The 26,703-nt window shown below is 33.5% G+C and carries 29 protein-coding genes and 2 pseudogenes; 25 read left to right on the top strand and 6 right to left on the bottom strand.

Annotation, left to right across the window (positions count from 1 at the left end; all coding sequences use genetic code 11):
• Positions 1-41: 41 nt before the first annotated feature.
• Complete coding sequence (locus G9F74_RS14300) at positions 42-1,352, top strand: phytoene desaturase family protein (RefSeq protein WP_016108395.1); 1,311 nt, start codon at positions 42-44, stop codon at positions 1,350-1,352.
• Entirely contained in the window at positions 1,330-2,199 is an 870-nt protein-coding gene (locus tag G9F74_RS14295) for a sigma-70 family RNA polymerase sigma factor (protein WP_000447155.1), read from the top strand. The genes G9F74_RS14300 and G9F74_RS14295 overlap by 23 nt, the downstream gene beginning before the upstream one ends.
• Before the next feature lie 32 nt (positions 2,200-2,231).
• Here G9F74_RS14295 and G9F74_RS14290 read toward each other — a convergent pair whose 3' ends face one another.
• Positions 2,232-2,390, bottom strand: coding sequence for a hypothetical protein (locus G9F74_RS14290; protein ID WP_001100984.1), 159 nt, complete (start codon positions 2,388-2,390; stop codon positions 2,232-2,234).
• A 304-nt stretch (positions 2,391-2,694) separates the two neighbouring features.
• Here G9F74_RS14290 and G9F74_RS14285 point away from each other — a divergent pair, with 304 nt between their 5' ends.
• The 3 genes from G9F74_RS14285 to G9F74_RS14275 all read left to right on the top strand — a co-directional run bounded on the left by G9F74_RS14285 (position 2,695) and on the right by G9F74_RS14275 (position 5,573).
• A complete protein-coding gene (locus G9F74_RS14285; protein ID WP_002093755.1) occupies positions 2,695-3,288 on the top strand; it encodes an O-methyltransferase in 594 nt (197 codons plus the stop codon).
• 314 nt (positions 3,289-3,602) lie between these two features.
• The gene (locus G9F74_RS14280) at positions 3,603-4,715 is read left to right on the top strand and encodes a toxic anion resistance protein (protein ID WP_000137414.1); all 1,113 of its coding nucleotides are present in this window, start codon (positions 3,603-3,605) and stop codon (positions 4,713-4,715) included.
• 24 nt (positions 4,716-4,739) lie between these two features.
• The gene (locus tag G9F74_RS14275; RefSeq protein ID WP_000008388.1) at positions 4,740-5,573 is read left to right on the top strand and encodes a DUF3974 domain-containing protein; all 834 of its coding nucleotides are present in this window, start codon (positions 4,740-4,742) and stop codon (positions 5,571-5,573) included.
• 55 nt (positions 5,574-5,628) lie between these two features.
• Here the strand turns inward: G9F74_RS14275 and G9F74_RS14270 are convergent, their stop codons facing one another.
• On the bottom strand, positions 5,629-7,188 hold the full coding sequence (locus G9F74_RS14270; RefSeq protein WP_000605563.1) for a glycoside hydrolase family 10-like protein: 1,560 nt from the start codon (positions 7,186-7,188) through the stop codon (positions 5,629-5,631).
• Between the two features lie 226 nt (positions 7,189-7,414).
• On the opposite strand from G9F74_RS14270, the gene G9F74_RS14265 reads away from it, so the two are divergent.
• The 7 genes from G9F74_RS14265 (at position 7,415) to G9F74_RS14235 (ending at position 13,979) form a co-directional block, all read left to right on the top strand.
• Positions 7,415-7,720: a PTS sugar transporter subunit IIB gene (locus G9F74_RS14265; RefSeq protein WP_016108396.1), complete on the top strand. Its 306-nt coding sequence runs from the start codon at positions 7,415-7,417 to the stop codon at positions 7,718-7,720.
• Positions 7,721-7,731: 11 nt separating this feature from the next.
• Positions 7,732-9,015 (top strand): PTS sugar transporter subunit IIC, encoded by a 1,284-nt coding sequence (locus G9F74_RS14260; protein ID WP_016108397.1) that lies wholly within the window; start codon positions 7,732-7,734, stop codon positions 9,013-9,015.
• A 78-nt stretch (positions 9,016-9,093) separates the two neighbouring features.
• The gene (locus tag G9F74_RS14255) at positions 9,094-9,360 is read left to right on the top strand and encodes a hypothetical protein (protein WP_001021950.1); all 267 of its coding nucleotides are present in this window, start codon (positions 9,094-9,096) and stop codon (positions 9,358-9,360) included.
• 21 nt (positions 9,361-9,381) lie between these two features.
• Positions 9,382-10,536, top strand: a complete 1,155-nt coding sequence (gene anmK, locus G9F74_RS14250; protein WP_016108398.1) for an anhydro-N-acetylmuramic acid kinase AnmK — start codon at positions 9,382-9,384, stop codon at positions 10,534-10,536.
• Between the two features lie 15 nt (positions 10,537-10,551).
• Positions 10,552-11,451, top strand: coding sequence for a BadF/BadG/BcrA/BcrD ATPase family protein (locus G9F74_RS14245; RefSeq protein ID WP_016108399.1), 900 nt, complete (start codon positions 10,552-10,554; stop codon positions 11,449-11,451).
• 138 nt (positions 11,452-11,589) lie between these two features.
• A complete protein-coding gene (gene plsY / locus G9F74_RS14240; protein WP_000610843.1) occupies positions 11,590-12,138 on the top strand; it encodes a glycerol-3-phosphate 1-O-acyltransferase PlsY in 549 nt (182 codons plus the stop codon).
• A gap of 245 nt (positions 12,139-12,383) precedes the next feature.
• A complete protein-coding gene (locus G9F74_RS14235; RefSeq protein ID WP_016108400.1) occupies positions 12,384-13,979 on the top strand; it encodes an aminotransferase class V-fold PLP-dependent enzyme in 1,596 nt (531 codons plus the stop codon).
• A 104-nt stretch (positions 13,980-14,083) separates the two neighbouring features.
• On the opposite strand, the gene G9F74_RS14230 is transcribed toward G9F74_RS14235, so the two are convergent.
• The gene (locus G9F74_RS14230; RefSeq protein WP_000443202.1) at positions 14,084-14,221 is read right to left on the bottom strand and encodes a DUF3956 domain-containing protein; all 138 of its coding nucleotides are present in this window, start codon (positions 14,219-14,221) and stop codon (positions 14,084-14,086) included.
• Between the two features lie 334 nt (positions 14,222-14,555).
• Here G9F74_RS14230 and G9F74_RS14225 point away from each other — a divergent pair, with 334 nt between their 5' ends.
• Positions 14,556-14,768 (top strand): hypothetical protein, encoded by a 213-nt coding sequence (locus G9F74_RS14225; protein WP_000416118.1) that lies wholly within the window; start codon positions 14,556-14,558, stop codon positions 14,766-14,768.
• Between the two features lie 248 nt (positions 14,769-15,016).
• On the opposite strand, the gene G9F74_RS14220 is transcribed toward G9F74_RS14225, so the two are convergent.
• Positions 15,017-15,346 (bottom strand): YkvA family protein, encoded by a 330-nt coding sequence (locus tag G9F74_RS14220; protein WP_000415068.1) that lies wholly within the window; start codon positions 15,344-15,346, stop codon positions 15,017-15,019.
• 204 nt (positions 15,347-15,550) lie between these two features.
• Here G9F74_RS14220 and G9F74_RS14215 point away from each other — a divergent pair.
• Positions 15,551-15,812: pseudogene (locus tag G9F74_RS14215) on the top strand (nucleoside triphosphate pyrophosphohydrolase family protein); the annotation flags it as partial.
• A gap of 126 nt (positions 15,813-15,938) precedes the next feature.
• A complete protein-coding gene (locus G9F74_RS14210) occupies positions 15,939-16,625 on the top strand; it encodes an MBL fold metallo-hydrolase (protein ID WP_000691128.1) in 687 nt (228 codons plus the stop codon).
• Positions 16,626-16,671: 46 nt separating this feature from the next.
• Here G9F74_RS14210 and G9F74_RS14205 read toward each other — a convergent pair whose 3' ends face one another.
• Positions 16,672-17,463, bottom strand: a complete 792-nt coding sequence (locus G9F74_RS14205) for a hypothetical protein (protein ID WP_080119699.1) — start codon at positions 17,461-17,463, stop codon at positions 16,672-16,674.
• 29 nt (positions 17,464-17,492) lie between these two features.
• On the opposite strand from G9F74_RS14205, the gene G9F74_RS14200 reads away from it, so the two are divergent.
• The 5 genes from G9F74_RS14200 (at position 17,493) to G9F74_RS14180 (ending at position 21,900) form a co-directional block, all read left to right on the top strand.
• Entirely contained in the window at positions 17,493-17,762 is a 270-nt protein-coding gene (locus G9F74_RS14200; protein ID WP_016108402.1) for a hypothetical protein, read from the top strand.
• A gap of 73 nt (positions 17,763-17,835) precedes the next feature.
• Positions 17,836-19,236: a DEAD/DEAH box helicase gene (locus tag G9F74_RS14195; protein WP_016108403.1), complete on the top strand. Its 1,401-nt coding sequence runs from the start codon at positions 17,836-17,838 to the stop codon at positions 19,234-19,236.
• A 302-nt stretch (positions 19,237-19,538) separates the two neighbouring features.
• Positions 19,539-20,249, top strand: coding sequence for a class I SAM-dependent methyltransferase (locus G9F74_RS14190; protein ID WP_000787488.1), 711 nt, complete (start codon positions 19,539-19,541; stop codon positions 20,247-20,249).
• A 118-nt stretch (positions 20,250-20,367) separates the two neighbouring features.
• On the top strand, positions 20,368-20,775 hold the full coding sequence (locus G9F74_RS14185) for a VOC family protein (RefSeq protein ID WP_000072495.1): 408 nt from the start codon (positions 20,368-20,370) through the stop codon (positions 20,773-20,775).
• Between the two features lie 342 nt (positions 20,776-21,117).
• Positions 21,118-21,900 (top strand): class I SAM-dependent methyltransferase, encoded by a 783-nt coding sequence (locus G9F74_RS14180; RefSeq protein WP_000381789.1) that lies wholly within the window; start codon positions 21,118-21,120, stop codon positions 21,898-21,900.
• 178 nt (positions 21,901-22,078) lie between these two features.
• On the opposite strand, the pseudogene G9F74_RS14175 reads toward G9F74_RS14180, so the two are convergent.
• Positions 22,079-23,764: pseudogene (locus G9F74_RS14175) on the bottom strand (alpha-keto acid decarboxylase family protein).
• Positions 23,765-23,881: 117 nt separating this feature from the next.
• Between G9F74_RS14175 and G9F74_RS14170 the strand changes: the two are divergent.
• The 5 genes from G9F74_RS14170 to spoIISB all read left to right on the top strand — a co-directional run bounded on the left by G9F74_RS14170 (position 23,882) and on the right by spoIISB (position 26,686).
• Complete coding sequence (locus G9F74_RS14170) at positions 23,882-24,364, top strand: MarR family winged helix-turn-helix transcriptional regulator (RefSeq protein ID WP_000191892.1); 483 nt, start codon at positions 23,882-23,884, stop codon at positions 24,362-24,364.
• Positions 24,365-24,531: 167 nt separating this feature from the next.
• Positions 24,532-25,269: a 2,3-diphosphoglycerate-dependent phosphoglycerate mutase gene (gpmA, locus tag G9F74_RS14165; protein WP_000594132.1), complete on the top strand. Its 738-nt coding sequence runs from the start codon at positions 24,532-24,534 to the stop codon at positions 25,267-25,269.
• Between the two features lie 186 nt (positions 25,270-25,455).
• Entirely contained in the window at positions 25,456-26,196 is a 741-nt protein-coding gene (locus G9F74_RS14160; RefSeq protein WP_000155917.1) for a type II toxin-antitoxin system SpoIISA family toxin, read from the top strand.
• Positions 26,197-26,308: 112 nt separating this feature from the next.
• Positions 26,309-26,434 carry a hypothetical protein gene (locus G9F74_RS14155; protein WP_000588713.1) on the top strand — a complete coding sequence of 42 codons (126 nt, stop codon included), beginning with the start codon at positions 26,309-26,311 and terminating at the stop codon, positions 26,432-26,434.
• A 75-nt stretch (positions 26,435-26,509) separates the two neighbouring features.
• The gene (gene spoIISB, locus G9F74_RS14150; RefSeq protein ID WP_000808012.1) at positions 26,510-26,686 is read left to right on the top strand and encodes a stage II sporulation protein SB; all 177 of its coding nucleotides are present in this window, start codon (positions 26,510-26,512) and stop codon (positions 26,684-26,686) included.
• The last annotated feature ends 17 nt before the right edge of the window (positions 26,687-26,703 follow it).

The following is a 26,703-nucleotide window of genomic DNA, read 5'->3' as shown; positions in this document are numbered from 1 at the left end:
TCGTTCGTCTTGTATGTAGAACGATAAGGAGGGATTTTATTATGAAGAAATTTGATGTAGCAATTGTTGGTGGTGGGCTTGCTGGATTAACAGCATCTATATATTTAGCGAAAGCAGGAAGGAAAGTGATTGTATTAGAAAAGTCCAGTCACTTCGGTGGCCGAGGGATGACTATAAATAAAAATGGAATCTGCATGAATCTTGGTGCACATGCTTTATATAGAGGCGGGGCAGCGTTTATAACTTTTAATGAGCTCGGTATGAATCTTCCAGGTGGAATACCATCTACAAAAGCACATGGAATATGGAAAGGGGATATATTCACTATCCCAACAGATTTTCGCTCAATTTTATCAACACCACTACTTTCGTGGTCTGCAAAAGTACAATTCTCACGTCTTATGATTCGTTTAGGAAATTTAGATGTAGGAGAAGTTCCGGAAATGAGTCTAACTACATGGGCAGAAAATGAAATAAAAGATCCAATGGTTCGCAATATATTTTATGCGCTATGCCGGACAACAACATATACGTTTGCTCCTACAATACAATTAGCATCATCTGTACTAAAGCAAATACAGCTTTCTATAAAAGAAGGAGTGCTTTATGTAGATGGTGGTTGGGAGACGATTATAACAAAATTAAGAGATATAGCCAATAATGTCGGGGTGCAATTTTTGGCTAAAAAGCATGTTTTGGAAATAGAGCATGATGAAGATAAACAAAGAATACATTGTTTTGACGATGATGTATTTGAAGTAGGTACAGTCATCGTGACGACTCCACCGAAAGAGGCTTGTAAAATAATAAAAGGGACAGAAGGAACAAGTTTGCATAGATGGAGTGAACAATCGGTACCGGTTACCGTTGCTGCATTAGATATTGGTTTGAGACGATTACCCAATCCTACACATCAATTTGCATTAGGGTTAGATCAACCTATATTTTTCACAAATCAATCAAGAGCAGCTAGATTAAGTGAAGATGGATCCATTGCAGTGAGTCTAATTAAGTACCATAATCCTGCGCTAGAGATGAATCATATTCATGAAGATAAAGAACAGTTAGAAAGTGCGATGGAGTTGTTACATCCAAATTGGAAAAGAGAAGTTGTTGCGCAGCAATATTTACCGAAAATAACAGTAGCATATGATTTTCCTCATATTGAACGAGTTGAAACTCCAGGTCCTAATATCCCTGAAATGCCAGGTGTTTACGTTGCAGGTGATTGGACTGGGCAGGATGAATTATTAGCTGATGCTGCAGTAGCAAGCGGAAAACGTGCAGCGTTACACATTTTAAAGCAATTAGAAAGTGAGGGTGTTCATCATGGAAACGGAGCAGTTATATGAAGCGTATCAACCATTATTATTTTCGTTAGCATATAGAATTCTTGGGAGTGTTATGGATGCCGAGGATATCGTTCAGGATGTATTTATCTCGCTGAATAACATAGAGAATATTCAGTCTATCGAAAATATGAAAGCATATTTGTGTAAGATGGCAACAAATCGTTCAATTGATAAATTACGTTCGGCAGCGCATAAACGTAACGTGTATGTGGGGATGTGGTTACCAGAGCCACTTGTAGAAGAGAGTGATGAGCCATCAGAGTCATTTGTAATGAAAGAATCCCTTTCCACAGCATATTTATTACTTTTACAACAACTGTCTGAAGTAGAAAGGATTGTTTTCATATTAAGAGAGGTTTTCAGTTATGAATACGAAGAAATAGCTTCAATTGTTGATAAGAGTAGTGTGAACTGCAGGAAGATCTTTCAACGTGCACGAAAAAGCATTTTGGAGAAACCGAAGCAATCAAAATTAAGCACAGAGAAAATGGCTGCTTATGTTGAAAAGTTTGTATCATCATTACAGTGTGGGGATGCGGAAGGCATGCTAGAAGTATTAAAAACAGATGCTATACTCAAAGCTGATGGTGGTGGTAAAGTTACGACTGCGATCCATCCGATTTATTCTGCGGATCGAATTATACGTTTGTTCTTTGGAATTGCACAACGATTGACTGAAGAGTACACTGTTGATTTCAAAATGGTAAATGGTATACCAGGAGTTATAGTTACAATAAATAATAAAGTAACTTATGTTCTTTCGTTTGCATTTGAGGATGAGAAAATTTCAAATATTTATATGATGGTTAACCCTGAAAAACTTATGCATTTAAATGTAAAAATATAAAAAAGCGCATTTCTTCAGAAATGCGTTTTTTATTATTTTTCTAACATTTCAAGAGGTACATCTTTTTCGCCAGCTACCTCAAATTTAATTTCCCCGTCTTCTTCATAAATACGTGTAATAATCGGTATAGTAATCATTAATTTTTTATGCTGCTTTCGTTTTCGAGCAGCATCTAAGCTAATCACGTTCATTTGTAAGCATCCTTTCTTCTGGAAATATATAAACAAAGAAAATGCGTCCGAAAAGGGCGCTTAATTGAATTTGAAATACCGATTCATTTAAATGGGGTTTATATAATTTAATAACTGCAATTTTAATGTGAAATAATATGAATGGAATAATTGCACGTAGAAATTAACTTTACCAAAAAACGAAACAATATGCTATAAAAAATTATAAATCTTTGTCATATAACAGGAAAAAGGTTTTTGTTTCGCATATAATAAAAAGTAGACGGGCAGCAAGAGCTTTTTCATCATATTGCTTGGAAAGGCGATGAAAAGAATGGATACAGTAGATTCATTATTATTGCAACTTGAACAATATGGAGAAGAGCATGATCGAAATAAAAAAACAAGGGAAGAAAAATTACGGAATGTTTCTCGTGAAATGGGGCAATTTTTATCAATTTTAGTAAAAGGGTGTAATGCAAAAAAAATTTTAGAAATTGGAACTTCTAATGGCTATTCTACATTGTGGTTAGCGAATGCGGTAGAAGAAACAAATGGAAATGTAACAACTGTAGAGCTTTCTTCAGAACGAGTTGGAGAGGCACTTGCCAATTTTGAAAAGGCACACCTGTTACAAAGAATCGATATTCATAATCAAGAAGCAGGGGCATTTTTAGATTTGCAATTAGATCATTCATTTGATTTTATTTTCCTAGATTCAGAGCGTACGCAATACATGTGGTGGTTTGAGCATATAAAACGTATGTTACAACCAAAAGGTTTTCTTGTTGTTGATAATGCAACTTCTCATGCGAGTGAATTAGGTGAGTTTATAAAAATGATTGAAGAAGATGATACGTTTGAAACGGTGTTATTAGCTTTTCAAAAGGGGGCATTTGTAGCGCGCAAGAATAAATAGAAGTGAACGTAATATAATTATCACATTGAAAGCGGGCAAATGTCAAAAGATTGACTACAGCATGACAGAAAGAATGTAAATTATATAGATAACATACGAAGAATCCGCCTTCAGCATGTTCTTCTCTAGGTCTTAAGTCTGAGGAAAATAATGTGGATAACAGGTATACTTATACTAAGAAACAGGGAATGACTGCATAAGCAGATATTTCTTGAAAAATCGATTTCAAACAGACTGATTGTACATGAAATACGATAAATGAAATGAAAAATAGTGCATATAAATTCGCACATATAAATAAAGGAGCGATTTTGTTGACTGAACTCGAGAAAAAAGAACCCGTATCAATTGTGAAAGATAATAATGTAGGAGTAGTAGTTGATACAGTTATAAAAGATGAAGAACTTGATGAATTGAATAAAGAAGCTGATCTTTATGTACAAAAGTTAAATAGCGAGCAAAATACAGATTTATCAAAAGTATTGTCTCAGCTAGGAGATTTAGGGGATAAAGAGCAACAAGCAGCAGGACAAACGTTATCGGCGTTAAAACGTCCTGTAACAGCGATGATGAATGGGAAAAATGAAGAAATTCCAAATACATTGTTAGAGTTACGAAAAGTGGTATCAGAGCTTGATCCGAATTCATTAAAAGCAAGTGGTATGAAGAAAATAATGTTTAAAGTATTCAAAAAAAATCCACTTGAAACATATGTGCATAAATACCAATCTATAGATAAGCAAATCGAGGAGATTATTAGATCCCTTCTAATTGGCCGTGACAATTTGCAAGAAGATACGGTTGGCCTTGAAATGTTAAAAGAGCAATCGCATGATAAAATTCATGCTCTTGATAAACAAGTATACTTAGGGAAAAAACTTGCTGGGATGCTTGAAGCTGAGAAGCAAAACCCAGAGCGTCAAAGAGATATTCCATTAATAAACGATGCATTAGAAAAGATACTTGTACGTACACGTAATATGCAGCAAGCGAAAAGTGTACTATTACAATCGATTGCATCTGTAGATATCATTAAGAAAAATAATGAAAAGTTAACAGAGGCAATTCGTAATGCAATTACGATGACGCAAAACGTTGTAACAGTTTCAGCTGCTATTCAGCTAGCATTAACGAATCAACGTAAAACAATTGATGCTGTTAATGCGACAAATGAAGCAATTGAATCAATGGTATTAAGTAACTCTCAAGCATTGAAACAAAATACAGAAGAAACAACAAAGTTGCTTGAAAATCCTGCTATTAGCATGGATAAATTACGTGAATCATTCCAAAATGTATTCGCAGCGATTGAAGCTTCTGAGAAATCGTCAGAACGTATTATTGAGTCTAGTAAGAAATTTGTCATTGAATTAGACACATTTAATGATGAGATGAAGCAGAAACTCATTCAACGTCCAAGAAAATAACAGATTATTAGAGGAGGTGAAAAAATGAGTTTCATTCAAACAGTATTAGTACTATTAGGTACATTACTTTTAATCGCATTTACTGTCGTTGTTTTAGTAGTATATTTCGGACGTAAACTGTATTTTTCATGGACGAAACCGTACAAGAGGGCGCAAGATTCTATAGAAAAGTTATCGAATAAATCGACACCGTTTTTACAAGAGTTTACGCAACATCCACTTTTTTATCGATGGATTCGTACAGAAGGAAAGAAAGAACAACATACATTGAATACTCTTTTCTGTACATCAAGTCAACGTACGAGAGAGCAAGTATTTTCAATGTTACCGAAAGAAAAACAGAAAAAAGTGCATGTAATGGCAAAAACAACGAAAAAGCTTACAAATGAAGATATTGATGTGGCCGCGATGAAAGTGAAAGATTTCTTAAGACAAGAAACGCAGCAAACTGTAAAACCGTCAGACCTATCGTTTTATAAATTGTATTTTTATGATCGATATCCAGATGCATTGAATACAATTCAAACGTATAAACGCTCGATAAATCCTTCATTACAAAGAACAGTTGATGATATTACAATTTCAGTATTAAATGCATTGCCGTATTATCAAGAGCAGCGTATGTTTGAACAACAACATAAACTTGAAACGTTCTTAATGAAAGATTTAACTGCGATGTTATCTTTAGTGGTGCAATTACCTCCGTCACAACGACCAGAAAAAGAAGAAGAGTTAAAAGTCTACTTGCAAAATTTCAAAAAAGAAATGGAAGTAGTAGAGCGTGATATTCGGGACTCCATTGATCATGATTTGAATGTGAAGATGAGAGCAGCGACTGAGAAGTTTAAGAATAAATAGAAAAAGCGCCTTAAAAGCTAAGTGTTTCTCAGCTTTAAGGCGTTTTTTTGAGATTTTATTTTGCCTTAACGGTAGTATAACTAGAAGCAACACTTTCGTTATGCAATCGATCAACTGCAGTTACCACATACGTATAAGTTTCTCCAGAAATAGCCGTTTTATCTACGTAAATTTCTCCAAGTTTTGTTTTTCTTACAGTGGTAAGTAAATGTTTTGGGTTGTGTATATCCACTTCATTTTTTCCATTCACACGGTAAATGGCGTAATAAGCAGAGTCATTATCTCTATTGTCAATTATTCCTACAGCAATACCGTCATCTCTTGGAATGGCACCTTTTAAAGTAGGTTGTTTTGGTGGATCATGATCAAGCCAAGGCATGGGCGGGATTAATGCAGGATGTATATATATGTCTTTGGAGAGTCTATCTTTTATTCCAAGTGGATTGTTATTTATATCTTTTAAACTGAAATGCATACTACCTTTTATTTGTGGATATTGATGGTTTAAAGCGATTTGCTTCGGATATTCTTCTGGATTAGACCAAGCAGGGACAGAGTTGTTATTAATTTTATAAGCCGCTTGACCGATGTAAAGGTGAATAGGTTTGTTATTTGTTTCTTTTACCCACCAATCTACTAATATGTCATATGCAGCAGGTGTGAAACCGATATTCCAATATATTTGCGGTGTAATGTAATCAATGTACCCTTTTTGTATCCACTCACGTGTGTCAGCATAAAGATCATCGTAGTTTCTTTGACCTGCAGTTGTGTTAGAACCAGTCGGATCGTCAGCTATATTTCGCCATACGCCGAACGGACTAATGCCAAACTTTACGTATGATTTTTCTTGTTTTATAGCAGTATTTAAACCTTTTACGAGTTCATTTACATTATTGCGACGCCAATCTTCGATAGTTGAAAAATTCCCGTTATTATATAATTCAAATGTTTTTTGATCAGGAAATTCTTCGCCAACTACTTTATAAGGATAAAAATAATCGTCCATATGAATTGCATCAACATCATAATTTTTTACGATTTCTAAAGCGCCTTCTGTTATAAAGTTTTTCACTTCTGGAATACCAGGGTTGTAATATAGCTTCCCGCCGTAAGGTACAACCCAATCGGGATGTTGTCTTGCAGGGTGATTTTCTGATAGTCGATTTATATCAGTGTGATTCATCGTTATTCGGTATGGATTAATCCATGCGTGGAATTCTATATTTCTTTTATGTGCTTCTTCAATCATAAATGCGAGCGGGTCGTATCCAGGGTCTTTTCCTTGTGTACCTGTAATGTATTCAGACCAAGGACCGTAATTTGAAGGATAAAAAGCATCAGCGGTTGGTTTTATTTGTACAACGACTGCGTTCATACCAGTGTTTTTTACATCGTCTAATAATTTTATAAATTCTTGTTTCTGCTTTTCGATAGGTAAGCCAGTTTTTGAGGGCCAATCAATATTAAGAACAGATGCGATCCATACAGCGCGTAATTCATGCTTTTTGTAAGTAGTATTTACTTCAGCATAGGTAGAGTGAGGGGAAATGAAAGAAAAAGGAGTAAACAAGATGATGATACAACACATCATTAATAAACGTTTCATAATCATTTATACGCCTCCCTATTATACGATTATTTAAAATAATATATGATGTGAGGTTGGCCTTGCAATTGAGAAAAATAAATATTGAAACATTAATTTAATAGGAAAAATATTTTTAGTGAAATTTACTTTCAGTATAACTAAATCGTTTCATGTCTTCATATGCTTGTTAGTAAAGTGAAACTTTCTTTCATTTGAAGGAAATAATTTATAAGTATAGGAGGCTTCAATAATGAAAGTTTTATTCGTTTGTTCTGGAGGAATGTCCAGCGCAATTATTGTAAACGCTTTAAAAAAAGAAGCGGAGAAAAAAGGTGTGAGTATGGAAGTGCATGCAATTGGAACGAATGAGGTAGAGGAAGAAGTAAAGAATGGTTGGGATGTTGTAATGGTTGCACCTCAAATAAGACACCGATTTGACTCTGTAAAAAAATTTGCAGAAGAGGAATCCATTCCGTGCGGTATTATTCCACCGCAAGCATACACACCGCTTGGTGGACCGACTTTGTTGAAAACTGTAAATGAATTAATTAGTTAGGGGGAAGCGTTATGAATAAGTTTGTCACGTTTCTTGATAAAAACTTATCTGGACCGATGGCAAGGCTTTCTGAACAGAGGCATTTACAAGCAATCCGTGATGGAGTTATTTCGGCGTTACCATTTATTATCGTAGGGAGTTTCTTTTTAATAGTAGCATTTCCACCATTACCGAAAGATAGTTTCATATCAGTATGGGCATTGAAAAATCAAACAAGTATATTAATACCATATCGGTTAACGATGTTTATTATGTCTTTATATATAGCATTTGGAATAGGATATAATTTAGCAAAAAGTTATAAGCTAGATGCTTTATCAGGAGCACAGCTTGCGGTATGTTCACTGCTATTAACGTTAACCCCTGAATTAATTGATAAAAAAGGATTTATGCTTCCGATGACAAATCTCGGAGGTCATGGATTATTTGTGACGATGATTGTTTCTATTTTATCCGTAGAGATTTTAAGGTTTTGTAAGACGAAAAATGTAATGATTAAAATGCCAGAACAAGTACCGCCATCTGTATCACGTTCATTTGAAGCACTTATACCTGCTGCATTCGTTATTATTATAATGAGTCTAGTAACTGTCGTTTTTAGCATTGATTTACACCATGTTGTTGATAAATTAGCAGCACCATTAGTAAAAGCTGGTGATAGTTACTTCGGTGTAATCATTCCAGTGTTTTTAATTACATTTTTTTGGTCATTCGGAATCCATGGTGTGTCGGTTGTTGGAACTGTTGCTCGGCCATTATGGGAAGTTTACTTAGGGAAAAATGGTGAAGCAGTTGCTAGTGGAGCAGATCAGTTACCATTCATATCACCAGAGCCGTTATATCAATGGTTTATATGGATTGGCGGTTCTGGTGCGACGTTAGGGCTTGTATTAGTTATGATTGTATTTGGTCGATCAAAATATTCGAAAGCATTATCAAGAACTTGTATTGTTCCTGGTATTTTTAATATTAATGAACCTGTTATTTTCGGATTACCGATTGTACTAAATCCAATTTTAATTATCCCGTTTATCATTACACCACTCGTAACAGCAACTGTTGCATACTCAGCAACTGCGATGGGATTTGTAACGCCAACACATATTATGCCGCCGTGGACATTACCAGCTCCAATTGGCGCGTATTTAGCCACAGGTGGGGATTGGCGCGCAGTGGTATTAGTTTTTATAAATATAGCAATATCATTTCTTATTTACCTACCATTCTTTAAAATGTATGACAAAAATATGCTTGAAATTGAAAAGAATGGTAACGGGGAATCTGTTAGTTCTTAAGCTTTATACGGTTATTTTAAGTGATAGACTTTTTGTCTATCACTTCTTTCGTATTAAACTGAGAGAAGGTGTAAAGGAATGAATATAAAATTTAGTTATAAAGGTGTATTTATATTATTGTTTGGAGTAATATGTGCAAATTTACTCTTAGTACCTGTATTAAGAATGCTAAATCTATCACAAATGCATAGTATATGGCTCGTTACAAGTATTGCGGCAAGTGTTTTGCTTACGATCGTTGTTTCTTTCATTGATGGCACCTTTGTATCGAAAGTCCAGTTGTTTATTAGATTTATATTGTTTTCTGTAGGTTGTACGTTGTTTACTTACATAATTGTTTTTTAGTGAATAGGGGGCATGCATAGTATGTATATTGCAGGGATAATGTCCGGTACATCGTTAGACGGAATAGATGTAGCGCTCGTTCATATTGAAGGAAACGGTGTAGATTCTAAAGTTGAACTCATTCATTTTACTACTGTTCCGTTTTGTAAGGATATAAAAAATGAGATACAGCAGGCTTTATCAAATAATACATCTAATGTTCAATTAATATGCAGTTTGAACTTTAAGCTTGGTTTATGTTTTGCTAATGCTGTAAAGGAAGTTTGTAAAAAGGCTAATTTTTCATTGGAACGATTAGATTTAATAGGTTCTCACGGACAAACGATTTATCATCAGCCAAAGCAAGAAGGCAATTTTATTTCTTCGACATTACAAATTGGAGAACCAGCAGTTATAGCATATGAAACGGAAACAACAGTAATCTCTAATTTTCGAACGATGGATATGGCAGCAGGAGGACAAGGCGCACCACTTGTACCATATTCAGAGATTATTTTATACCAGCATCAAACTAAAAATAGGATACTGCAAAATATTGGTGGGATTGGTAATGTTACAGTCATACCAAGTAAACGAAGTAATAAAAGTGTTATTGCTTTTGATACTGGTCCAGGAAATATGGTAATTGATGAAGTGTGTCAAAGATTATTTCATTTACCATATGATCGAAAGGGTGAAATTGCAAAACAGGGGGTAGTTGTAGATGAAATATTAACATACTGTATGAACCATCCATTCTTAAAAATGAAACCACCAAAATCAACAGGTAGAGAACAATTTGGAAAAGAGTTTGTGAGTGAATTATTAAAGCGATTTGAAAAGTATAGTAAAGAAAGTATATTGACGACTGTCACGATGTTTACAGCAAGTTCAATTGTTCAGCATTATAAGGAGTTTATTTTTCCATTGTATGAAATTGATGAGGTAGTTCTAGGTGGAGGCGGAAGCTATAATGACACACTTGTCGAAATGATACAGAATAAATTAAGAGAAGAAAGATGCAGAATATGTATTCAAGAAGATATTGGGTATTCTTCAGCGGCGAAAGAAGCAATCGCATTTGCAGTTTTAGCAAACGAAACGTACCATCGTAATCCGAGTAATGTGCCGAGTGCTACAGGTGCTAAGGAACCGGTTGTTTTAGGGAATATAACTTTCCATACGACTAGAAGATGAAAGTAGGGCAAGTAAATGAAGTATATGATTGGAGTAGATGGTGGGGGGACGAAGACAGAAGCAATTGCATTTGATCAAGACGGAAATGAGCTTGCGAGAGGTACAAGTGGATTTGGAAATATAGTAATAAATTATGAGAATGCACTCACACATATTATAGATGCGATTAATCAATGTTGGGAACGTTTAATAAATGAGCATTGCGTTTGTATTTGTTTAGGATTAGCAGGTATAAGTGGAGCAAATACAAATGAATTAACAATACGTCTAAAAAAGAAGTACGGAACACAAATTGAAGTTTTTAATGACGCAATGATTGCACATGCAGCTGCTTTAAAAGGGAAGGAAGGAATTTTAACAATTGGCGGTACAGGTGCGATTTGCCTAGGAAAGAAAGGGACAGTATACGAGTATAGCGGTGGATGGGGACATATTTTAGGGGATGAAGGAAGCGGATATTGGATTGCATTACAAGCTTTAAAGAAAATGGCATTACAATTCGATCAAGGAGTTAGCCTTTGTCCATTAAGCTTGAATATTCAAAGGCAGTTTCAACTTTTGACACCGTCTCATATAAAAAGCCTAGTATATACTTCTTCAAAAGATAAAGTTGCAGCAATCGCACCATTAGTTATTCAGGAAGCGAGAAATGGGAATGAGGGTGCACATGAAATTATGATGCAAGCTGGTAAGGAATTAGCGAGAATTACAGTAGATGTTTATAATAAGATGCAATGTAAGTTTTCAACTCCAATTGCAGTAAGTGGTAGCATATTACGTTTAGTTCCTGAAATATATGATGTATTTAAGAAGTGCTGTGAGGAAAGGATTGAAGAACTTACATTTTTATCACAATCAGAAATGGCAGTGAAAGGAACATACTATTTAATGAAGGATTTATATTTTAAAGTGTAAATAGATAAATGAGAATTTTTGTCTGATTTGTAAAAATATGATGTTAAAATGTACAAAGGGATGTAGATTAAAAAATGTACAATATACGTAGTAATTGAATAGTGTATATGTATTCCCATGTAGAAAGTGAATGATTACATGATTAATAGTATGCAGTTTTTGTATTTGGTGGCTTCTTATTTATTTGGTAACATCTTGACCGCTTATATAGTAACAAAGTTGAGACATAATGTTGATATTAGGGATGAAGGAAGCGGAAATCCTGGCGCAAGAAATATGGGGCGCGTATATGGAAAATGGTATTTCGTCGCTACATTTTTAGGTGATGCCATTAAAGGTGCAATTGTAGTTTGTATAGCAAAATATCTTTTTGAAGATGCTACATTCGTAATGTTAACATTATTGGTCGTTATTATTGGACATATTTACCCAATGTTGTTTAAAGGTAAGGGCGGAAAGGGCATTTCAACATTTATCGGAGGACTCATCGCATTTGATTATTTGATAGCGCTTACTCTCATAGGTATTTTTATTGTTTTTTATTTAATATTTAAAGGATTTACAAAGCCAGGGTTAATTACAATCGCTTGTTTACCAATTTGTATGGTTTTTTATTCTTACTCTATTGGTACGACTATATTAAGTGTACTTATTATTGTTCTTATTTTATATGTAAATCGAGAATAAAGTGGACCTTTTATCCCACGCTATTTGCCGGGCAGTAAGACCCCCATCTCAAAATTCAGCGGAAGCAAAGAAGTTAGGTGGGGGTCGGGCTGCCCGTAAAAGCCCGATTGGTGAAGGCTAATAATCAGTGGGGGATGAAAAAAACCCCCACTGATTAAAGTTTCACTTTATAAGTGGGGGTATCTCCACTTATAATTTTTATGAATTAAACAACGAGCAATAAGTAGAGAGAAAGGGGATAGGACATGGGGATAATTTATAAAATTGCTGATCAAGCTTGGGAATTTGAAAGTATACATAAATTGAACTATAAAACATTTGTAGAAGAAATTCCGCAACATGAAGAAACGGAGGAACGTTTTCGTATAGATCGATTTCATGAAGAAAATACATATTTAATTTGTTTAGACGGTGTGAAGTTAGTAGGTATGGTCGCGGTAAGAGGAAAACGCCCATTCTCATTACATAATAAAATCTCAAATTTAGATGTATATTTAAACAAACATGGTGAAAACGTATATGAAATTCGTTTGCTTTCAGTAGAACGTGAATATAGAAATGGTAGAGCGTTGTTAGGATTAATTCGCTTTTTACATCGTTATTTGCTTCTAAATGGATATGAATTGGCACTCATTTCAGCTACAACACGTGAGCTGCCTTTATATGAGCAAATGGGGTTCAAATCTTTCCATACGTTAGTTGGAACAGAAGAAGCAGCTTTTCAGCCAATGTATGTTACACCTACTATGTTCGAAGAATCGAGTGTTGGAGGTATTATGACGAAAGAATTTACGTTTTTACCTGGTCCAGTAGACATGGAAGAGAATGTTCAAAAGGCGTTTTCTACTAAGCCTATTTCGCATCGTTCTAAGTCATTTCAAGTGACAATGGACAATGTAAAGAAACGATTACTTCAAATGACAAAAGCAAAACATGTACAAATTATGTTAGGAACAGGGACGTTAGCGAATGATGCGATTGCTTTACAGATACGTTCTTTAAAAGGTAAAGGGTTAGTTTTAGCGAATGGAGAGTTTGGTAATAGATTAATTGAGCAGGCAAAACGAGCACATTTAAATTTTGATACGTATAAAAAACAAATGGGAGAGTCGTTTAAACAAATCGAATTAGAAAAAATAATTGTAAGTGGAAATTATGAATGGCTTTGGTTTGTTCATCATGAAACATCAACTGGAATGTTAAATAATTTGGACGAGCTAAATGTCTTTTGTAAAAAGTATCATATGAAACTATGTGTAGATTGTATTAGTTCAATTGGAGCAATACCGATAGATTTGAAGGATGTATATTTTGCAAGTGGCGTTAGCGGGAAAGCGATTAAATCATTTACAGGATTATCTTTCGTTTTTCATAATCACAATATAAAGAAAAACGAAGCAATACCTGCGTATATGGACATTGGTATGTATGAAATGAATGACAGTATTCCATATTCACATTCATGGAATTTAATTTACGCACTGCAAGAAGCATTGAAGAAATTTGAGGATGAAACGGTGTTTGTAAAAATAAAAGAGACATATGCTTATATGGAAGAAGCTATTACTAATATGGGTTTAAAGCTTGTTTCACCTAAAGAGCACACCGCGCATATTATACTCACCATTCAGTTAAATGAAGGGTATTCTTCTAAAGCAGTAGGCGATGCATTAGCATTGCAAGGATACATTGTTCATTATGAGTCATCTTATTTGCAAAAAAATAATTGGATCCAAATTGCATGTTTAAATCATTATAAAGAACGTGATAGGAAGAGGATGTTGAATTGTTTGCAGGTGTGTGTTACAGAAAGTCCTTTTAGCGTAAATAATTATTTATAAATTTTATAAAGTTATAATTTACACTTGCTAAGCGAATAGAAGTACATGTATTGACAACAGTTTAAAAGAGAGCGAAAGCCCTCTTTTAAACTTACTTAAATGGACTACTCACAGATTGGAATACCGAGAACTCTCAAAGCTAGTGCTACTTGAAGAGTAATTTCCAATCTAGCAATTTCGATGCCAGCAACTGTGAGTACTAAAAAAGGTTGGCCGTTTACGAACACAATACAACTTTCCATATATACGCCTCCTTTCTAGTAATCTACTACAGTATATGAATAAAACTATAATACGTTATAGTCGGATTTATGAATTTTATGAAAAATAATAGATTTAACCTATGTTCACGAAATAAATGGGCTCATAGTGTCAATCATATAATAAAAAGCATCTAAAATAAGATGCTTTTTATTATATGTACGTTTTAAGTGTGACAATAAATAAAGCGAATCAATAATCAATAGAGAGGGAAATATATTGATAAATATTTGTATGAGGTAAACTAAGAAGGTTTTAGAAAAACAAAAAGGAATTTTTATACTTGTAACATAAAAATTCTAGGGGGATGTTAATATGGAAAAAACTATGATGGTAGAAACAACAAACATGATGATGTCTATGGAAAAAATGATGTGTGAAATGAAGTGTATGAAAATGATGATGAATAACATGATGCAAATGGATGTAGAAATGGATAAGGCAATGATGGTAAAAATGAACGAATGTGATGAAATGATGAAGACAACTATGTCTATGATGAAAGCGATGAAAGAGAAATGTTGTTGAAGTAACAAAGTATAGCGTAAAATGATGCGGATTTTGCAAATTTGAATTAGAAAAGAGCCTGTATTAGTTGGTACACTAAAATAGGCTCTTTTTAAAGATTGTTCAAAAATAAATTGATTTGATAAAAAAAGAACTAAAGATTATTTTAGTTCTTTTTTCTGTTTTAACACTGTTCAAATCATTGGATTAAAAGCTATAGAAGATGGATAAATAGTGAACAAAGACAAGTGAGAGCCTATCTTTCTTCGTTAAATGTGTGCTGAAGTAAACAAGGACTCCATTTTAATTTTACTCTTTTCACGAATTTCAGCGTCTGCATGCCTCATAACGTATTTATGCGCTACAGCAATTGCTAAAACATCATCTAATAAGCCAATCCCGATAATAGCAGCTATATCTGGAATGAAATCGATTGTTAATACGTAATAGGATAAAGCAGCTAATATTATGAGTTTTGCTTTAGTAGGTAACGTTTTCTTTTTCATTGTGTAAAATAAAATAATACTTTCATATACGCTGGATTTTCCAAGGTTTGCGGAGCTTTTTTTGAATTTTTTCCAAAGCGTCTGTTTCTCCATATAAACACTCCTTTTACAAAAACATATATTTTTTAAAAGGATGGACAAAGAAGTGAGGGAATAATCCATTTTATTTTTGTTTCTTAATTTATAATTCCATAAGAATAGGAAATTACCTGTTCAAAATAATATAATGTTTATGATGCAACGACCTACAGTGTTTCATTACATAGTATGGATAATAAAATTTATGTAGTCAAAAATGGTGAGGTTGCTGATATTGTAAGAAAGGCTATTTTCCATGGGCATGGATTTGATCCGGTTCATTGTTTATGAGAAGAGAACGGCAATACTTATAGGTTAGCTTTAGAATTGGGTGACATTATGTACTATAATCTCTATCACGGCTCATGAGGTGGAATATACGTTAGATGACATCGCTCAAATGAATATATCTAAATTAGCAATAAGATACTCAGACGGATTTAATCGAGAAGCTTGTCGGAAATCTGTTGATGGGAAGTGAGACCAAGTTTGAATTTTGTACAGAAACTAAAGAAGCCCATACTTCAATTCGTGATATGTATAGTAAAATGTATGTGGATGATGCAGTTATTATTAAACATTTAATAAACGGTATGGGGGAAGGGAAATGAAGATAATAGAATTACCAATTGAATTTGAATGTAACGGGCGAAAACAATGGATTTATCCGAGCTTAATTGTATTAAACAATGAATTAACTTTAGTAGATACAGGTTATAAAAATTTTTTACCTTTAATTGAAAATGAAATTTTAAAACATGGATATGAGATGAAAAACTTAAAAAATATAATTATTACTCATTATGATGATGATCATATAGGGTCTTTATACGATTTCAAAGTGAAATATCCTCAACTTCATGTTATTGCTAGTGAAATAGAATCCAACTACATTAATGGTGAAATAAAATCGGAGAGACTAGTTCAAGCTGAAGAAATGTTAGAACATATGCCAATTGAAGAGAAAGAATTTAGTGAATGGTTTATACAACAGTTAAAAAATATAAGACATATTTCTGTCGATGAAAAAGTATATGATGGTCAAATGATTTTGAATGATAAATGTCAAATAGTAGCGACGCCAGGACATACTTCGGGGCATATTTCATTATATTTTCCGGACTTAGACTGTGTAATTACAGGGGATGCGGCCGTTCAAGATAATAATGAATTAGTAATAGCTAATCCAAATTTTTGCTTAGATATAGAAAAAGCGGAAGAATCTTTAAAGAGAATTAAAAACCTTAAAGCAGCAAGTTATTATTGCTATCATGGAGGAAAACTCATTATATAAAATATATAAAAAAACCGATCTTTCTTATATTGAAAAGATCGGTTTTTTAATTCATAGATTCCGCAATTCTTATTAAATCAGTAACATTGTATTTTCTTTTTATGTATAGTTTGTTACCAAGGGCGATTTTATATTGAAAACCGTCCTTCTGAAAGATAAGTTCGTATGCTAAATCAAAATGAGGATTATATACTGCCTTTATATTATGTTTTAAAATGTAAAATTTAGTGCCCTTATGTACATATTGATCTAATTTATGTTGAACTGGTAAAACAGTGATTTTAAAAATCCCATTACTATCTTTATTGTAGTATCGTAGTTCTAAGTAATCGTTATAGATGTACCCTTGAAATTCATGAATTTCGAACGGGAATTTTGTAGGAGTAAGTATATGTTCCTTACACTTCATTTCATATTTTTTTACAATAGTAGCTTCTCTCATTAGAGGATTAGTTCCATCATAAATTTGATTAATTTGAGATATTTTATTGTTTTTTGTTATTATTTCTAAAATGTAACCGATAGTAAATTCATCATCAGTGTCTTTGAAATAGGAAATAAGAATTGTAGTATCCTCTTTTGGAGATGGTATTATTTTAATTTCATGAATAGGTTTTTCCTTTTGGAATGTAGGTAGTTCAATCCCTTCTGTTACATATGACCGCATTAATTTTTTATCATTTTGGAGTAAAGCTTGTTTAAATTCACTTATCACATTTGTTTGAGATTTCGCCATAATAATTGAGGTCGAATGAAAATATAGTAAGAACAATATACAAAATATCTTTATGAATGTATTGGTCAATTTTATCACCTTGTAACTATGTTTCCTTAACATTGAAATATATATGTATAGGAGGGGAAAAGATGAGTTTATTGCTTGATGTAATAATGGCTATAATTACATTTTATCCTCGAAATGATATGAAATTAAAACATCATATTGCAAAGTTAAGTGAATTCGAGTGGTTTCGAAAGCTAGACGAAGATACAAAGTATACAAGACTAATTTGGAGTAATAGAAAAATTAAAAAGTTCATTTTGTCTACTACTAACATGGAAGCATTAATAAATTCCGAGACAAAACAAAAAGAATTTGTCCACCTAGTACATGATGAATATAAAAAAAGAAGGTAAGAATTTTTTTATTTTTCATATTTGGCGAAACAAATGGTACAATGAAAGCTAATGTGAAAAATAAGGAAAAGAAGTGGTCTATTTGAAAAACTTTTTAGAATTAGGAATTAGTGAAACTTTTAATCATACATTACGTGAAAATGGAATTACGGAAGCAACACCAATTCAGGAAAAAGCAATTCCTGTTATTATGTCAGGTAAAGATATTATTGGGCAAGCGAAAACAGGAACGGGTAAAACATTAGCATTTGTCTTACCGATTTTAGAAAAAATCGATCCAGAGTCTAGTGATGTTCAGGCTTTAATTGTTGCACCAACAAGGGAACTAGCATTGCAAATTACAACTGAAATTAAAAAAATGCTTGTTCAAAGAGAAGATATTAATGTACTAGCGATTTATGGCGGGCAAGATGTAGCACAACAATTGAGAAAGTTAAAAGGTAATACACATATTGTTGTAGCAACACCAGGACGATTATTAGATCATATACGACGTGAAACAATTGATCTAAGTAATCTTTCAACGATTGTACTAGATGAAGCGGATCAAATGCTTTATTTCGGTTTCTTATATGATATTGAAGATATTTTAGATGAGACACCTGGTAGCAAACAAACGATGTTATTCTCAGCAACGATGCCAAAAGATATTAAAAAATTGGCGAAACGTTATATGGATGAGCCGCAAATGATTCAAGTACAAAGTGAAGAAGTAACGGTAGATACAATTGAACAGCGTGTTATTGAGACGACAGATCGTGCAAAGCCAGATGCACTTCGTTTTGTTATGGATCGTGATCAGCCATTTTTAGCAGTTATTTTCTGTCGTACAAAGGTTAGAGCAAGTAAGTTGTATGATAATTTAAAAGGACTAGGTTATAATTGTGCTGAACTTCATGGTGATATACCTCAAGCGAAACGTGAAAGAGTTATGAAGAGTTTCCGCGAAGCTAAAATTCAGTACTTAATCGCAACGGATGTAGCAGCTCGTGGACTTGATGTAGATGGTGTAACGCACGTATTTAACTATGATATCCCTGAAGATGTAGAAAGTTATATTCACCGCATTGGCCGAACAGGACGTGCAGGTGGATCAGGTCTTGCAATTACGTTCGTTGCAGCGAAAGATGAAAAACATTTAGAAGAAATTGAAAAAACGCTTGGTGCACCAATACAAAGAGAAATAATCGAACAACCGAAGATAAAACGTGTAGATGAAAATGGAAAACCGGTACCAAAGCCGGCTCCAAAGAAATCAGGTCAAAATCGTCAAAGAGATAGCCGTGAAGGTTCAAGACGTGATTCGAGAAATAGCTCAAGAAGTGATTCGAGAAATAGCTCAAGAAGTGATTCGAGAAATAGCTCAAGAAGTGATTCGAGAAATGGTTCGAGAAATGAAAATAATCAATCATTTAATAAGCCAAGCAATAAGAAAAGTAGTACAAATCAAGGTCAGAAAAGACGTGGGCGTTAAAATATGAAGTGGTAATTGGGATGAAGAGATATATTGTTTGTTAATAGAGAAATCGATATATAATAAAACAATCCTGATACAATTATGAATGCAGAAGGAGTCACAAAAATTTGTGGCTCTTTTTGTATTTTAAGATTAGGTTGGTATGCATTTGCTCAATGCGAGTAAAGTTGATAATTTCATTTACCGTATTTAAAGTGAATTGAAAAATAAAGAAAGAATAAAATGTGGAGTTTCATTTGTCTGAATGTTCAGGAGGTTATATAATGATTTTCTGACTATTAAAATATGGAGGAGTGCAAATGAAAAATGAAACGTTACACACACAAGAAGACATTTTAAAAATGCTTGATTCATTATTAAGACCTGCAGAACCATTTTGGAATGAATTTTATGCCAATAGAGAAAAGGATGTTCCGTTTTTTGAAAATATTCCAGATGAGAATCTAGTTTCGTATATACAAAAAGAGAGAGTTTCAAAAGGGAAAGTATTAGAACTTGGATGTGGTCCAGGTAGAAATGCCATTTATTTAGCGAATGAAGGATTTGATGTTACAGCAGTGGATTTATCTGCAGAAGGCATTCAGTGGGCAAAAGAGAGGGCGTTGGCAAAAGGGGTACAAATTCACTTCATTTGTGATTCAATTTTCAATTTAGAGGTTCAAAATGAATTTGATTTTATATATGATTCTGGTTGCCTTCATCATATTCCACCACATAGAAGAATGAATTATATAGAGTTAATTGATAGATATTTAAAATCAGGTGGTTATTTCGGATTAACATGTTTTGCAGCAGGTGATTTGGATGAACGAAATGGATCAGAAATAACAGATTGGGACGTATATAGAGGTTGGAGTTTACAAGGTGGTCTTGCATATTCTGAAGAAAAATTGAGAGAGATATTTAAAGAGTTTGAAGTAATTGAAATTAGGAAGATGAAACAAATGAAACAACCGAATGATATGTTTGGGGAATCATTTCTTTGGACAGCATTGTTTAAGAAGAAATGAAAATTAGATAATTGACAAATTTACCGTTTTTATAGACAATACATTTATAAGAATGTACGTTCGGTTTTGTTGAACGATGTATGTTTTGCATAAATACATAACAAGGGGCTGTCTCTATATGAGTAACACAAATCAAAAAATTACTACATTTTTAATGTTTGAAGGAAAAGCTGAAGAAGCGATGAATTTTTACACATCCCTATTTGATCAATCAGAAATTGTAAGTATCTCTCGCTACGATGAAAATGGACCTGGTAAAGAGGGAACTGTAATTCATGCAACTTTTACGCTAAACGGACAAGAGTTCATGTGTATTGATAGTTATGTAAATCATAATTTTACATTCACTCCAGCTATGTCTCTTTATGTAACTTGTGAGACAGAAGAAGAAATTGAAACGGTCTTTCATAAACTAGCGCAGGATGGAGCAATTCTTATGCCTTTAGGTTCTTATCCGTTTAGTAAAAAGTTTGGCTGGTTAAATGATAAGTATGGTGTATCTTGGCAGTTAACTCTTGCTGAATAAAAAAGAAGCATCACTTATTTGTATAATGTGTTCAGTTAAGAGTTTGAAAAATTAAATAACTTTAAAAAGCGTTCCAACTGTCAACAGGTTTGGAACGCCTTTTTTGTTGGTATATCATTTTTGGGGAATTGTTAATTAATATCGTTTATTTTAAATGAATTGAATAGTTGTCTAATTTCGTGTTTATTTAGAATGTTTTTATATTTACGGTCGATTATCTGTTAAGATAAATATATACAACTAAGTATTTACTATCTGGTAGGTTAATAGAAAAAGGAATGTATAAATAGTTAATAATCTTACACTTAAATTGCAACTAGATAGTTAGGGGGAAGAATCGTAATGGATACTACACAACAAAACAGTAATGCATGGGATAAGAAGGTTGAAGAAGGTTCTAGATACACGCAGCCTGTAAGTAGCGAGGTTATTGAGAAAAGCAAATCAGGTGAATGGGAGATTACAGTAACTACGGAAAAATCAGTTCCTAGAGAGTGGTTTCCAAAGTCATTAGATGGATTAAAGATACTTTGCTTAGCATCAGGTGGCGGACAACAAGCACCAGTTCTAGCTGCTGCTGGAGCAGATGTAACAGTTACTGATATATCTAAGAAGCAATTGGCACAAGATGAAAAGGTAGCAAAACGGGAGGGTTTGACTTTAAAAACAGTACAAGGAGATATGTCAGACCTTAGTGATTTTGAAGATGGATATTTTGATATTGTCGTAAATCCTGTTTCTAATTTGTTTGTAAAAGATGTTAATCTTGTATGGAATGAAGTTTCAAGGGTTTTAAAGAATAAAGGTATTCTTATTTCTGGATTTACAAATCCTTTACTATGGATTTTTGATGACAACCAAGAACAAAAAGGTATTCTTGATGTTAAACATTCAATACCTTCATCAACATTGGATTATTTACCAGAGGATGAAGTTCAAGATTACATCAATTCAAATCAAACAATAGAATACGCACATACTTTAGAAAACCAAATCCAAGGTCAAATTGAAGCTGGTTTTGTTATAGTGGGTTTTTATGAGGATGATTTTGGTGGAACAAGGATATTAGATAAGCATATTAAAACCTTTATTGCTACAAAAGCTATAAAGTTAAAGGTTGATTAAGAATTTTAGCTTGTTACACAGGGTGTTAATCGAAGAAGGGGTTTATAAATAGTAAAAGTTCAATGTATGTCAAAAAGGATGGCACTTACCATCCTTTTCCTTGTGTATTTTGAGTGGCAAACCAAGTTTTACAACTTTTAGCTGAACCTGTTATTACTTATAGCGACGCTTTTTCTTTTTAAGAATTTTGGCTGCCGAATCTTTTTCCAAGTTTAGCTAACAATTCAGGCTGATCCCCTTGACTCATTACAACTTAAATAAAGATAAGTCGATTCATATTAAAACTTATTTTATTTAAGACTTCTGCTAACTCTATTTCATTTTCTACTTTAAATGTGAGACTTTTTTCTTCTGATCCGAATACATTTGGTAGTTTATTATAATCCCACATTTGTATGTCATTATATGGTTGGTCTCGTCCATGAATCGCGCGTTCAACAGTATATCCGTAGTTATTAATTAAAAATATGATTGGTTTTAAATTATGACGTAACATAGTGGATAATTCTTGAACAGTTAACTGGAATGAACCATCAACAATAATTAAAATGTTACGCCGTGTTACATTAGCGAGTTGTGTTCCTAATAGAGCGGGAAGTGTATATCCGATAGATCCCCATAACGGTTGTCCTACAAATGTAGCGTTATTAGGTAGAGGGATAGCGGCACTACCGAAGTATGGTGTTCCTTGCTCTGCAATTAAGACGTCGTTTTCTTGTAAGAAGTGGTACAATTGTTGCCAAAAACGTTGTTGTGTAACGATTTGTGCTTTTGGATTGAACTCTTTAGTAATAGATGATGATTCTGAAATAAACGACTTAATTTCCAGTGTTTCTTCATTACGATGCTCGATCGAATCACTTAAATGTTGTAGTACATCTTTCATTACAACCGGTCCGTATTTTTTATCTATAATTTTCACAGTATAGGGATGGATTTCAATAACTTGTTCTTTCGTAAAACCTTGTGTAAAGCCACCGGTAATAGTATCAGTTAATTTCACACCGATACTAATGATACAGTCAGATTCATCAACTCTTTTTCGCAAGTATGGAGGACTAACATCGCCAGTATAAACCCCTATAAATTGAGGGTGTTTTTCTGGGAATATTCCTTTTCCCATACTTAATGTCGCGATAGGGAAGCCAGTTTTTTCTACGAGTTGATGTAAATCCTCCTGAGCATGAAATCGATCCACTTCAAAATCAGCTAAAATAACAGGTTTTTTTGCGCTATTTATTTTGGAAGTGGCATGTAGAAGCATTTTATCTAATGCGTCTTTATTACTTACTATGGGATGATTTAAGATTGGTTCGGTAGGTTTATTAATTGGTTTATTATATACATCGATCGGTAAATTAATATGAACTGGACGTTTTTCATTCCAACATGCACGGAGTACACGGTCAATTTCCTCAGCGGCATGCTCAGGGATTAAATTTGTTTGTGCTACCGTAATTTCTCGATACATATTGGAAAAGTGATCGAACTTTCCATCACCTAATGTATGATGAACGAGTTCTCCATTTTCTATTACGGTTGTTGTTGGTGTACCGGTAATTTTTATAACTGGTACGTTTTCGGCATATGAGCCGGCAATGCCGTTTATGGCGCTCAATTCCCCCACACCAAAAGTGGTAATAAGAGCAGCAACACCTTTTATGCGAGCATATCCATCTGCTGCATATGCCGCATTTAATTCATTACAGTTGCCAATCCACTCTAAATTTTTATGTGCAATCACATCATCTAAAAAGGCAAGATTATAATCACCAGGAACACCAAATATATGCTCAATTCCTAATTCGTATAATCGATCTAATAAATATGTACTTACAGTATATTGCGTTTTCAAGAGAATCATCTCCTAATTATTTTAGTTTGTGTAGCGAATGCTTCAATGGACTACAGAAGTTCAAGTGCGTTGATTAAAATATTCATTACTGGATTGTGGTATAATTTACATACAGGGGGAAAGTAGATGACACAACATAAAGAAGAACAGATGAATGAGGCATTGGCATTATTTTATTTTGCATATAAGACATTTACTGAAAAGCCAGATGAAATTATAAAAGAATATGGTATACAACGAGTGCATCACCGAATTTTATTTTTTATCGCACGTTTTCCAGGGATAAGTGTAAATGAGTTACTATCGCTATTAGAAATAAGTAAACAAGCTCTTCATGGACCACTGCGTCAACTTGTGGAAAAAGGACTAATTGAAAGTAATGAAGCTACTCATGATCGTCGAGTAAAACAATTATCCTTAACAGAAGAAGGGACAGATTTAGAGAAAAAACTAAGTGATGTTCAAAGAAAGCAAATGGGTGCTATTTTTTCAAAATTTGGTGAATCATGTGAAGAGAATTGGCATCAAGTTATGAACGAAATGGCGAATAGCCGTTCAGGTCATGATGCATGGATAGCGAAAAGAGAAATTCCAGTTGATCAAAAATAATGAGAAATAGGCCTTTCTTTATAGTTTGAAAAAGAAAGAATTTTATCCATGCATTTGGCAACTATGGATAAATCATAGAGTGAATGGATAAAAAGGTGCATTACTAGATACTTTATACGTGTACGCGATGGAACAATAAAATTCACATTTCCGAGAGGGGAATTATAATGATAAAACTTGTACTAATTCGTCACGGACAAAGTTTATGGAACCTTGAAAATCGTTTTACTGGATGGACGGATGTAGATCTATCAGAGAATGGATTAAGTGAAGCAAGAGAAGCAGGAGCAATATTAAAGGAAAACGGTTATACTTTCGATGTTGCTTACACATCTGTATTAAAACGAGCAATCCGGACTGTATGGATTGTTCTTCATGAAATGGATCTTACTTGGGTGCCTGTACATAAATCATGGAAACTAAATGAAAGGCATTATGGAGCGCTACAAGGATTGAATAAAGAAGAAACTGCAAAAAAATACGGTGAAGAACAAGTTCATATTTGGAGAAGAAGTGTCAATGTAAGACCACCGGCTATTACTGAAGAAGATCCTAGATATGAAGCGAATGATCCGAGATACAAAACACTCAAAAAAGGTGAATTTCCATTGACAGAATGTTTAGAGGATACGGAGAAGAGAGTGCTGGAGTATTGGCATTCAGAAATTGCACCATCATTAAAAAGTGGTGAGAAAGTAATTATTTCATCGCATGGTAATACAATTCGATCGCTAGTGAAATACTTAGACAACCTTTCAAATGATGGTGTGGTTTCATTAAATATTCCAACTAGCATTCCGCTCGTTTATGAATTAGACGAAAATTTACGTCCGATTCGCCATTATTATTTAAGTATGGATGGAGAAGTACCTGAAGGGGAAATTCCGAAACATATTTCTTTTTAACATGAAAATTTGAAATGCATGCTTGTCTACATATACAATGTAGACTCATGATAAAAGACGTGGCCTCCTTCTAATGTATATGCGATGTAGCTAAATTTAGAAGCTTGTCCACGTCTTTTGTCATAAAGAGAGCTGCTTGCGCATGTAATGATATCGTGAGTAGTTTTTGAATGGAGGGTGATGTAATTGACGATCTCTAACATTCGAATTGGCTTATTTATTTTAGCAATCGTTTTTGTAGTTCTTGTTTTCTTTTATTGGAGAAATGAAGAGTTGTATGAAGAGAAAAAGCAGCGAATTCGAAAAACTTGGTATGGATTATTCATAACATCAGTCACAGTTTATTTCATGATTAAAGGAATCGATTTAACCCTCTGGAAAAATTTATTAATGTTCACTGCGATGGTCATTTTCGTTGATATTTCATTTATTTTAACACCTAACATTTCGGAAATATGGGGAGCGAAATTTAGCGATATCGGTAAAACTGTTCAATCCATAAAGCGGTCATTAATCGCTTCAAAAGCAAGAGGGGAAATATATACGAACATTATCCAAAATATTAATCCAGCAGCATTTGGGACGATGGAATGGCATACGGAAGAGGAATATACAAAAAGCTTAAACACATTTTTAGATTCATATGGGGAAAAAATCGGAGCGAAAATTGTTGTATTTGAAGCAGCGAATGAATTAAATACGGGCTTTCGTGGTATTCGTTCTCAATTTAGTATTACAATACCTATAGAGCATATAGAGCAATTGAATGAACAAAAAGCAGTACAAGTAGAAAACGTGGGAATTATACCAGCAAAAATAATGAATGATGTTTTTATCGTTATTGATGGGAAGAAGAATAGCCTGCAAGATCGAGATTTTGAAAATGTATATAATTTAACAATACATCATAGTTATTTTAGTAAGTAGGACAGAATCGTTTTTCTGTCCTTTTCTTCTATACATAAATTCAAAACAAAATTCGACAAAGTTGAATAAAATAGGACAATCATTCCTACACTAGCAGGTAGAGGTGATTGTAGTGATAAAAGATTATGACAATGATTTTTTTAAAGAAGAAAATGAAGATACAACAGATTTCTCTTTAATCAAAGGAGATACGTTGCAGCAAGTAGAAAAGTTAGAAGAAGAATTAAAAAGAAAATGATTCGTGTACACTGTGTCTTTATTTGCTATATAATATAAATAGAAGGTTGTATCTTTTTGAAAAGGGGGAGAAGAGATGGCTGAAATAAATGTACAAAAGTCTTCGTTTTTTAAAGAAAAAAAAGAAGAATCAAATACAGATTTCTCTCTAGTGAAAGGTGCATTAACGGAAAATATAAATCGGTTAGAAAAACTTATGAATAATAGCAGTTCAAAATATATACGAGTACAAAAAACAAAAGAAAATGCATAGAGCATTTTCTTTTGTTT

Source organism: Bacillus sp. EKM202B, assembly GCF_011066025.1.
GTDB lineage: Bacteria > Bacillota > Bacilli > Bacillales > Bacillaceae_G > Bacillus_A > Bacillus_A toyonensis.
This window is presented reverse-complemented; position numbering and strand designations above follow the sequence as displayed.